The organism is Acidovorax sp. SRB_24 (assembly GCF_012931925.1).
In genome coordinates this window covers 53,373-63,645 of record NZ_MWOM01000006.1, presented here as the reverse complement: position 1 = coordinate 63,645, position 10,273 = coordinate 53,373, and the positions used below count along the sequence as shown (strand labels likewise).

The window sequence follows — 10,273 nt, the reverse complement described above, 5'->3', positions numbered from 1 at the left end:
GCGGTATCGCTGACCTTGAACCACCGCTGCATGAAATGGATGCGCAGTCTGATTTCCGAGCTCGCTTGCGACAGTCGAGCCATGAGGCGCCGCTCTGGCCCCACAGAACAGGGAGCAATTTCCCAACGCTAGGGGTGGCTCGCAGCGGTCAGAGCAGTGCATCTGCCGTGGTGCGGCACCCTGCCTTGGTTGGCCTTCCTTTTCCCGCCCTGCCGCAGGCATGCGCGGGCACGGGGGCGCCGCGCGCCTTGCCGTGTTGCGCTCCATCGCGGTAACGCATCGCCCAACGCTCCAGGGTATGGAACGACAGCGCGGCCAGCGCCGTGGAAATCAGCAGCCCCAGCACCACCACCACGGGCCAGGCATGGTCCGCGCGCAGGTAGCGCACGACAGGGTAGTGCCAGAGATAGATGCCATACGACAGCGTGCCCAGCTTGACCAGGGCCGGCGCGCTCAGCATGTCGTACACCAGGCCGGAGCGCTGCTGCACGGCCACCAGCAAGACGACGGCGGCCATCTCGACCACCGTGATGCCCCACACCATGGCGCTCTGGTTGTCCCAGTCCAGCGCCATCAGCAGCGGAATGGCCAGCGGCAGCCACATGGCGTAGTGCATGCGCGCGCGCAGCTGCGGGACAAAGCCTGGCCTTTCGATCGCCAGCGCCGCGAGCAGGCTGCCCATGAGCAAGCCCGAAACGCGGGTGTCAAAGCGGAAGAAAATTTCGTAGAACTGCTGGCCCTGCACCACCCAGAACACGCGCCACAGCCAGGCCAGCAGGCACAGCAAGGCGATCGGGCGCCACACCGCCCCGGGCTGGGCCGAGCGCAACAGCAGCACCAGCAGCGGGGGCCAGACCAGGTAGAAATGCTCTTCCACCGACAGCGACCATATGTGCAGCAAGGTGCCGGGGCTGTCAAAAAAGGCGATCCCGTAGTCGGCCAGGTACAGGAGCGACACCAGGGCGTCCTGGTGGATGTCGTCCAGCTCCGGCCACAACAGCGGCGCCACCACGCAGTAGGTGGCCAGAAACAGGGCCAGCGCCGGCATCAGGCGAAAGAAGCGGCGCCGGTAAAAACGCCAGTACTGGATCCGCCCCTGAGACCGGTATTCGAGCAGCAGCAGCGAAGTGATCAGAAATCCGCTGAGCACGAAAAACAGGTCGACCCCCAAAAATGCCCCCTCGAACAAGGGCACATGCGCGTGCGACAGCAGCACCAGCACGATCGCCACACCGCGCATCCCGTCGAGGGCGGGGTTGTAACCGAGCTTGAACTCTTTCAATACCAAATCTGCAAACCTTTCCGGGTCCATTGCGTGTATGGCAGACCCGCCAGAACCAGGGTTTACACCCATGGTCGCGGTGCATTCTAGGGTCGTGGCACGCGGCAGCGTTCCAGGCCACGCCTGAGAATCCGCCAATGCGCCTGCGAACGCTGCCGCGCTGGCGCGCGCCATTGCATGGCGTAAGCAAGCGTACGATCTCCTGTGGTGCGCCAGGCAGGGCCAGGCGTGCGCCACGCAGGCTGTGCATGCGGGCACGCGCCGCAGGGTGTATCGGATGCAAGGAACTGCGACGCCGCCATGCAGCGGCGGTTTTTTCGCCGAGACATGGCTCTGGCCCCAGCCTTGGCCGACCCAGGCAATTCGCCATGGCGTGGCCAATATGGTGTGATGTGCAATTCAAAGATCAGAGACCCGCATGAAAAGCATGGACGTTCGCTCTCGCAGCTTCGCGGTCGCGGTGGGCCTGGTGTGGCTGCTCATCGTGTATGGCTCGCTATACCCCTTCCAGTGGGACTTCGCCGCGCCGCAGGCCTTCATCTGGAGCGGCCGCATTGGCTTGGTGGACCTGATCGAAAACATCCTTTTGTTTTTGCCGCTGGGGGCGCTGCTGGGCTGGGCCGCCCAATGGCGTCTCCGCCGCTGGTGGTTTTTCGCCGGCTGGTTCGGGGTGGCGCTGGTGGTGGCAGGCACGCTGCAATGGCTGCAGAAGTACCTGCCGCGCACCCCGGCCTTGTCGGACGTTCTCTTCAATATGGTGGGCTATGTCCTGGGCTGGGGCGCGGGCTGCGTTGCGCGCTGGCGTGTGGGGCACCTGCTGGTCCGGCACCAGGGTTGGGCCGGTGCAGACCGGTTCGCTCTGGTGCTGATCGCGCTGTGGTGGCTGGCCGAGCTGTATCCGCTCATCCCGACGTTCGATGTCTCTTCGGTGGCGCAGAACGTCAAGTCGCTGTGGCAACTGGACCTGTGGCAGCCGCGGCGCATGCTGCTGCATGCCGGCATGGCGGTGATCGGCCTGTCGGCCGTCGCGCACCTGGCGCGCACCGCACAGCTCGCGCACCGCGCGCGCGCCGTGGCCGGGGTCGCCGCAGCGGCGGTGCTGGCAGGCAAGTTCGTGGTCGTGGACCAGTCACCGGGCATGGCGGTGGTGCTGGGGATTGCCGGTGGCTGGCTTTTGTGGCGCTGGATGGATGCGTGGCCTCCCGGGCCGCGGTGGGCCGCGACCGCCTGGGTGGCCTTGGCCACCTACCTGCTCGACGCGATCTGGCCCTGGGCGTGGCGCACGCCGCCGGCCGACATGGCCTGGATGCCGTTTGCGTCGTCGCTGTCGACGTGGGTGCAGTCAGCGATCTCGGCGCGCGCGTTTGAATGCCTGTGCTTTGGCGGGATCCTCTGGAGCACGGTCCGCAACGGCGCCTTGCTCGGGGGCATGACCGTCTGCACGGCGGTGCTCGCCTTCGCATGCGAATGGACGCAGCGCTATTTGCCGACACGGACCGCTGAAATCACTTCGGTCGTGCTGGCGATCGGCATGGGCTGGCTGCTGTCCGCCTGCACCGCGGCGCGCCCGGTCCACGCCCAGCGGCTGCGCGAGCGCAGTGCCTAAAAGGCCGCTTCGCTGAGCGCGGCGCAGGTCATGTCGCGGCGGTTCACCACGTCCAGCCAGGCCGTGATCTTGGGCAACTCGTAATGGTAAAAATAGCGTGCAGCGCCCACCCTGCCTTCGCTTGAAGCTATTGAAAGCGTAGCATCCGCGCGCAGCGTGGCCAGCGCCACGTCGAGCCAGATCCAGGCCAGCACGGTGTGGCCGAAGGCCTGCATGTAGGGCACGGCATTGGCCAGGGCCTCGGCGGGGTTGCCAGTGGCCCAGGCGGCCTGCGTGGCGGCGCCCACCTGCTGCAAGGCGCCGCCGAGCTGCGCCGCGTACGCTGCCAGCTCGGGCACGGCGGCGGCCTGCGCCATCGTGGCCTGCATGCGCGCGGCCAGCAGTTGCAGGCCCCGGCCGCCCTCCATCAGCACCTTGCGGCCCAGCAGGTCGGCGGCCTGGATGCCGTGCGTGCCCTCGTGGATCATGTTCAGGCGGTTGTCGCGCCAATACTGCTCAACCGGAAAGTCGCGCGTGTAGCCATAGCCGCCGTGGACCTGGATGGCCAGCGAATTGGCCTCCAGGCAGAACTCGCTGGGCCAGCTTTTGGCAATCGGCGTGAGCACTTCGAGCAGCAAGCGCGCTTCGTCGGCGGCCTCGGGCTCGCCGGTGTGCTGCTCGTCCACCAGGCGCGCGCAGTACAGGTTGAGCGCCAGCGCGCCCTCGCCATAGCTCTTCTGCGCCAGCAGCATGCGGCGCACATCGGCGTGTTCGATGATGCGCACCTGCGGCTGCGCGGCGTCCTTGCCGCCGGCGCCCATGGGGCGGCCCTGCGGGCGGTTCTTGGCGTAGTCGAGGCTGGCGTAGTAGCCCGCCAGGCCCAGCATGGTGGCCGCCATGCCGATGCCGATGCGCGCCTCGTTCATCATGTGGAACATGCAGGCGAGGCCCCTGCCGGCCTCGCCCACCAAATAGCCCACGGCCCCCGCCCTGCCCTGCACCGGGTACTTGCCTTCGCCGAAGTTGAGCAGCGTGTTGGTGGTGCCGCGCCAGCCCAGCTTGTGGTTGAGGCCCGCCAGCGCCACGTCGTTGCGCACGCCGGTCAGGTGGCCCTCGGCATCGACCAGCTTCTTGGGCACGATGAACAGCGAGATGCCGCGCGTGCCCGGCACCAGCTTGCCGTCGGGCCCCGGAATCTTGGCCAGCACAAGGTGGACGATGTTCTCGGACAGCTCGTGCTCGCCCGACGAAATCCACATCTTGTGGCCCGTGATGCGGTAGCGCGGGCCCAAGGGATCGGCTTCAAAGCCTTCCCCATCGGGCACAGCGCGCGTGGCCACGTCGCTCAAGCTCGAGCCCGCCTGCGGCTCGGAGAGGCACATGGTGCCCGAGAAGCGCCCCGAGAACTCGTTGAGCGCGAACACCTTCTTCTGCAGCGGCGTGCCATGCACCATGAGCAGGTTGGCGTTGCCCACGCTCAGCAGGCTGGAGCTGATGCTGATCGAGGCCAGCGCGAAGAAGGCATTGGCCGCCGCGTCCACCGTGTAGGGCAGCTGCATGCCGCCGATGTCATAGTCCTGCGCAGCGCTGAGCATGCCCGACGCGGCGTAGGCGTCGTAGGCGTCTTTCGTTGCCTGTGGCAGCGTGACATGCTCGCCGTCGAACTGCGGCTCCTGCATGTCGACCGTGCGGTTGAACGGCGCGTACTTCTCGCGCGCGATGCGCTCGCAGGTGTCGAGCACGGCATCGAAGGTCTCGCGCGAGTGGTCGGCAAAGCGCTCGCGCTCTTGCAGTTTCTCGGCCTGCAGCCACTGATAGAGCAGGAATTCAAGGGTGGGACGCAAGCGCATGGGGTTTCAGCAAAAATTGGCCTAAACGCTTGTGCAGCAAGCGCCTTAAGCTATCAAATGAGGAGTAACAAAGCGGGGTTGCACCATGGCCTGGCCTGCCCGTGAAAGCTGTCAGCGCGCTGGGCCCGGCGACGGCGGTGTTTCGGCACTGCCGCGCGGCGGCAGCGCGGCAATCGTGCCCTGCGCCATGGCGCAGAGCGTTTCCACGCCGTCCTGCAGCACGAACACGTCGCAGCGGCACACGGCCTGGCTGCGGCTCTGGTGCACGGCTTCGGCGCGCGCGATCAGCCGCTCGCCCACGGCGGGGCGCAGGTAGTTGATCTTGAACTCGGAGGTCACCACCGGCACCCGCAGCGCCGTGCCACCCGCGTAGGTGAGCGCGTTGTCGGCCATGTAGCTGAGCACCCCACCATGCGCGAAGCCATCCTGCTGGCGCAGTTGCGCGGTCAGGGGCAGGTGCAGTTCGCACCACCCGGGGGCCAGGGCGTGCAGTTCGGCGCCGATCAGCACGCTGAAAGGCTGCGCCGCCAGCACTTCCCGGCCCATGGCCAGGAAGACCTCGGGCGTGACCGGGGCTTCCGGCCGGTCGTCGGCGTGGGGCGCGGCGTGCCTGCCCATGACTACAGCACCTCGAAGATGCCGGCCGCGCCCATGCCGCCGCCGATGCACATGGTCACGCAGACTTTCTTTGCACCTCGACGCTTGCCTTCGATGAGCGCGTGGCCCGTCAGGCGCTGGCCGCTCACGCCGTAGGGGTGGCCCAGGGCGATGGCGCCGCCGTTGACGTTCAGGCGGTCGGCCGGGATGCCGAGCTTGTCGCGGCAGTACAGCACCTGCACGGCAAAGGCTTCGTTGAGTTCCCACAGGTCGATGTCCTGCACCGTGAGGCCCAATTTTTTCAGCACCTTGGGCACGGCGAACACGAGACCGATGCCCATTTCGTCGGGCTCGCAGCCGGCCACGGCAAAGCCGAGGAAACGGCCGAGGGGTTGGAGGCCTTTTTTGCTGGCGTAGTCTTCGCTGGTCAGCACGCAGGCGCCGGCGCCGTCGCTGAACTGGCTGGCGTTGCCGGCCGAGATCAGTCCGCCCGGCAGCGCCGAGCGCAGGCCGTGGATGCCTTCAAAAGTCGTGCCTTCGCGCGTGCCTTCGTCGCGGCTGACGGTGACTTTCTTGGTTGTCAGGCCCATCACCTTGTCGGCCACGCCCATGGTCACTTCGATGGGGGCGATTTCGGCATCGAACAGGCCGGCGGCCTGGGCGGCGCAGGCCTTCTGCTGGCTCGCGGCGCCGTATTCGTCCATGGCGTCGCGGCCGATGCCGTAGCGCTTGGCGACCTGTTCGGCAGTCTGCAGCATGCTCCAGTAGATCTCGGGCTTGGCCTTGGCCAGCTGCAGATCCTGCAGCATGTGGGTGTTCATTTCCTGCTGCACGCAGGAGATGCTTTCCACGCCGCCGGCGACGAACACATCGGCCTCGCCGGCAATGATGCGCTGCGCCGCCATGGCAATGGTCTGCAGGCCCGACGAGCAAAAGCGGTTGACGGTGGCGCCCGACACGGTGATGGGCAGGCCGGCACGCAAGGCGATCTGGCGCGCGATGTTGGCACCCGTGGCGCCTTCGGGCGTGGCGCAGCCCATGAGCACGTCGTCGACATCGGCCGGTTCCACGCCGGCGCGCTGCACGGCGTACTGCACGGCGTGGCCGCCGAGCGTGGCGCCGTGCGTCATGTTGAAGGAGCCCTTCCAGCTCTTGGCAAGCGGCGTGCGGGCGGTGGAAACAATCACTGCGGAGGTCATGGGGAATCCTTTCGGGGGTGGGCGCCCCGCTGGCGGGCCCAGCGGCCTGCGCGTGCGGGTGGGTGCACATCGATCAGTTGAAGGTTTTGCCTTCGGCCGCGAGCCGGGCCAGCAGCGGCGCGGGCTGCCAGAACTTCGCGTCGTCGAGCGGGTTCTGCGCAAAGCGCTTCATGGCCTGCACCACGTTGAACAGGCCGACCTCGTTGGCGTAGTTCAGCGGGCCGCCGCGGTAGATGGGGAAGCCGTAGCCAAAGATGTAGACCACGTCGATGTCGCTGGCCTTGTTGGCAATGCCCTCTTCCAGGATGTGCGCGGCCTCGTTGACCAGGCTAAACACCAGGCGCTGCACGATCTCCTCGTCGGAAATCTTGCGCGGCGTGATGCCGAGCGCGGCGCGGTGGTCCTCGATCATCTTCACGACTTCGGCGTTCGGAATGGCATCGCGCTTGCCGGGCAGGTAGTCGTACCAGCCAGCGCCGGTTTTCTGGCCAAAGCGGCCCTTCTCGCACAGCAGGTCGGCGGTCTTGCTGTACTTCATGTCAGGCTTTTCCTGGTAGCGGCGCTTGCGGATGGCCCAGCCGATGTCGTTGCCGGCCAGGTCGCCCATGCGGAACGGTCCCATGGCCATGCCGAACTTTTCCATCGCCTTGTCGACCTGCTCGGGGGTGCAGCCTTCGTCGAGCAGGAAACCGCCCTGGCGGCCGTACTGCTCGATCATGCGGTTGCCGATGAAGCCGTCGCACACGCCCGAGACCACCGCCGTCTTCTTGATCTTCTTGGCCATCGCCATGACGGTGGCGAGCACGTCCTTGGCGGTCTTCTCGCCGCGCACCACTTCGAGCAGCTTCATTACGTTGGCCGGGCTGAAGAAGTGCAGCCCGACCACGTCCTGCGGGCGCTTCGTGAAGCCGGCGATCTTGTCCACGTCGAGCGTGGAGGTGTTGGAGGCGAGGATGGCGCCGGGCTTCATGACCGCGTCAAGCTGTTGGAACACGGCCTCCTTCACACCAAGCTCTTCGAACACGGCCTCGATCACGAGGTCCGCGTCCTTCAGGTCGGCATAGTCGAGCGTGGTGGACAGCAGGGCCATGCGCTGCTCGTATTTGTCCTGCTTGAGTTTGCCCTTCTTGACCTGGGCTTCGTAGTTCTTGCGCATGGTGGCGAGGCCCCGGTCCAGCGCTTCCTGCTTCATCTCCAGCATCTTCACGGGGATGCCGGCATTCAGGAAGTTCATGGCGATGCCGCCGCCCATGGTGCCGGCGCCGATCACGGCCACGCTCTGAATGCTGCGCTGGGGCGTGTCGGCGGGCACATCGGGAATCTTCGACGCCGCACGTTCAGCCAGGAACAGGTGGCGCAGCGCCCGCGATTCGCTCGTCCACATCAGGTTGATGAACAGTTCGCGCTCATACGCCAGGCCATCGGCAAACTTGCGCTTGGTGGCCGCCTCGACGGCGTCCACGCACTTGAGTGGCGCCGGGTAGTCCTTGGCCATGCCCTTGAGCATGTTGCGCGCGAACTGGAAATACGCGTCGCCCTCGGGGTGCTTGCACGGCAGGTTGCGCACCAGGGGCAGCGGACGCACGGCGGCCACGCTCTGCGCGAACGCCAGCGCCTCGGCAGCCAGCGCCTCGGGCGAAGGGGCCATCTTGTCGAACAGCTTCTGGCCAGGCATGGCGCCGATCAGCTCGCTCTTGACGGCTTCGCCGCTGACGATCATGTTCAGCGCCGCTTCGACGCCCACCACGCGCGGCAGGCGCTGCGTGCCGCCGGCGCCCGGCAGGATGCCCAGCTTGACCTCGGGCAGCGCCACGCTGCAACCGGGCGCGGCCAGCCGATAGTGGCAACCGAGGGCCAGTTCCAGGCCGCCGCCCATGCACACGCTGTGGATCGCGGCCACGACCGGCTTGGTGGCGTTCTCGATGGCGGCAATCACGGCGTGCAGGTTGGGTTGCTGCAGCGCCTTGTCGGTGCCGAATTCCTTGATGTCGGCGCCGCCCGAGAAGGCCTTGCCCGCACCGGTGATGACGATGGCCGCCACCGCGGCATCGGCCTGCGCACGGTCCAGACCGTCCACGATGCCCTGGCGGGTCGACAGACCCAAACCGTTGACGGGCGGGTTGGCCAGGGTGATCACGGCAACGTCGCCGTGGACTTGGTATTCAGCGGTCATGCTGGTGTTCCTCGCGTATTGATAAAAGAACGGTCGTGCGTTTTTGATTGTAGGGAGTTTGGTCCGCCCTGGCCTTGCCGCTTTGTCCCACCCGGGACAACTGCTCAAACCTCCAGCCACTCCTTGCGCACGGCGTCGTTGGCGCGCAGGCCGTCGGGCGTTCCATCAAAGACGATGCTGCCGTGGCCCATGACCAGCGCGCGGTCGGACACCTTCATGGCGATGGTGAGTTTTTGCTCGATCAGCAGCACCGAGATGCCGCGCGCCTTGATCGCCTGCAGGTACTGGCCGACCAGTTCGACTATTTTTGGTGCCAGGCCCTCGGTGGGCTCGTCGATGATGATCAGGTCCGGGTCGCCCATGAGCGTGCGGCACAGCGTCAGCATCTGCTGCTCGCCGCCCGACATGACGCCGGCCTCGGTGTGCTGGCGTTCCTTGAGGCGCGGGAACATGGCATACATGTCATCGAATGACCAGCGGCTGCCCTTGCCATTGCCCTTTTGGCCCAGCAGCAGGTTCTGGTGCACCGTGAGGTGGGGGAACACGTCGCGGCTCTCGGGCACATAGCCCAGGCCCGCATGGGCGATTTCGTAGGCCTTGCGTCCCGTGAGCGGCTGGCCCTTCCATTCGATGGTGCCCTCCCAGTCCACGAGGCCCATGATCGCCTTGGCCGTGGTCGAGCGGCCCGACCCATTGCGCCCGAGCAGCGCCACGATTTCGCCCGGTTGTACGCTGAAGCCCACGCCATGCAGCACATGGCTTTTGCCGTAGTAGGCGTGGAGGTCGTGGATGTGCAGCATGTCAGTGGCCCTCCGGCTGCTCGTCGGCCACGGCCGAGCCGAGGTAGGCCTCTTGCACGCGCGGGTTGGCGCGCACCTTCTCAGGGGTGTCGAAGGCGATGACCTCGCCGTACACCACCACCGCGATCTTGTCGGCCAATCCAAAGACCACCCCCATGTCGTGCTCGACCGTGAGCAGCGTGCGGCCCTCGGTCACCTGCTTGATCAGCTGGATGAAGCGCGTGGTCTCGCTGCGGCTCATGCCGGCGGTGGGCTCGTCGAGCAGGATGACGTTGGCGCCGCCGGCGATGGTGATGCCGATCTCGAGCGCGCGCTGTTCGGCATAGGTCAGGTTGACGGCCAGCACGTCGCGCTTCTTGTCCAGGTGGATCTGCTCCATGAGCTGCTGCGCACGCGCGTTGGCGTCGTGCAGGCCCGCAAGCAAACGCAGGAACGTGTACTTGTAGCCCAGGCTCCAGAGCACGCCGCAGCGCAGGTTCTCGAACACGCTGAGCTTGGGAAAGATGTTCGTGATCTGGAAGCTGCGCGACAGGCCGAGCCGGTTGATCTCGAACGGCTTCTTGCCGTCGATGCGCTGGCCGTTGAGCAGCACCTGCCCGCTGGTCGGCGCAAAGCGCCCGCTGATGAGGTTGAACAGCGTGGATTTGCCCGCGCCATTGGGGCCGATGATGGCCACCCGCTCGCCCGGCCGAACCGCCAGGTCCGCGCCGCGGATGATTTCTGTCTTGCCGAAGCTCTTGCGCAGGTCGCGCAGCTCCAGGGCAAAGGGTGCGTGGTCTGCCATGGT

Annotated in this window: 8 protein-coding genes; 1 reads left to right on the top strand and 7 read right to left on the bottom strand. The window is 66.5% G+C overall.

Features of this window, described 5'->3' with window-relative positions:
• Nucleotides 1-148: 148 nt before the first annotated feature.
• The gene (locus tag B2J89_RS03410; protein ID WP_371809026.1) at nt 149-1,288 is read right to left on the bottom strand and encodes an acyltransferase family protein; all 1,140 of its coding nucleotides are present in this window, start codon (nt 1,286-1,288) and stop codon (nt 149-151) included.
• Nucleotides 1,289-1,709: 421 nt separating this feature from the next.
• Between B2J89_RS03410 and B2J89_RS03405 the strand changes: the two genes are divergently transcribed.
• Entirely contained in the window at nt 1,710-2,888 is a 1,179-nt protein-coding gene (locus B2J89_RS03405; protein WP_169167825.1) for a VanZ family protein, read from the top strand.
• Here B2J89_RS03405 and B2J89_RS03400 read toward each other — a convergent pair.
• The 6 genes from B2J89_RS03400 to B2J89_RS03375 all read right to left on the bottom strand — a co-directional run bounded on the left by B2J89_RS03400 (nt 2,885) and on the right by B2J89_RS03375 (nt 10,270).
• The gene (locus B2J89_RS03400; protein WP_169167824.1) at nt 2,885-4,717 is read right to left on the bottom strand and encodes an acyl-CoA dehydrogenase; all 1,833 of its coding nucleotides are present in this window, start codon (nt 4,715-4,717) and stop codon (nt 2,885-2,887) included. The genes B2J89_RS03405 and B2J89_RS03400 overlap by 4 nt on opposite strands.
• 111 nt (nt 4,718-4,828) lie before the next feature.
• Complete coding sequence (locus B2J89_RS03395; RefSeq protein ID WP_206041810.1) at nt 4,829-5,263, bottom strand: PaaI family thioesterase; 435 nt, start codon at nt 5,261-5,263, stop codon at nt 4,829-4,831.
• A 74-nt stretch (nt 5,264-5,337) separates the two neighbouring features.
• Nucleotides 5,338-6,513, bottom strand: coding sequence for an acetyl-CoA C-acyltransferase (locus B2J89_RS03390; protein ID WP_169167822.1), 1,176 nt, complete (start codon nt 6,511-6,513; stop codon nt 5,338-5,340).
• A gap of 73 nt (nt 6,514-6,586) precedes the next feature.
• Nucleotides 6,587-8,686 carry a 3-hydroxyacyl-CoA dehydrogenase NAD-binding domain-containing protein gene (locus tag B2J89_RS03385; RefSeq protein ID WP_169167821.1) on the bottom strand — a complete coding sequence of 700 codons (2,100 nt, stop codon included), beginning with the start codon at nt 8,684-8,686 and terminating at the stop codon, nt 6,587-6,589.
• A gap of 104 nt (nt 8,687-8,790) precedes the next feature.
• The gene (locus B2J89_RS03380; RefSeq protein ID WP_169167820.1) at nt 8,791-9,486 is read right to left on the bottom strand and encodes an ABC transporter ATP-binding protein; all 696 of its coding nucleotides are present in this window, start codon (nt 9,484-9,486) and stop codon (nt 8,791-8,793) included.
• A gap of 1 nt (nt 9,487) precedes the next feature.
• A complete protein-coding gene (locus B2J89_RS03375) occupies nt 9,488-10,270 on the bottom strand; it encodes an ABC transporter ATP-binding protein (protein WP_169167819.1) in 783 nt (260 codons plus the stop codon).
• Between the last annotated feature and the right edge of the window lie 3 nt (nt 10,271-10,273).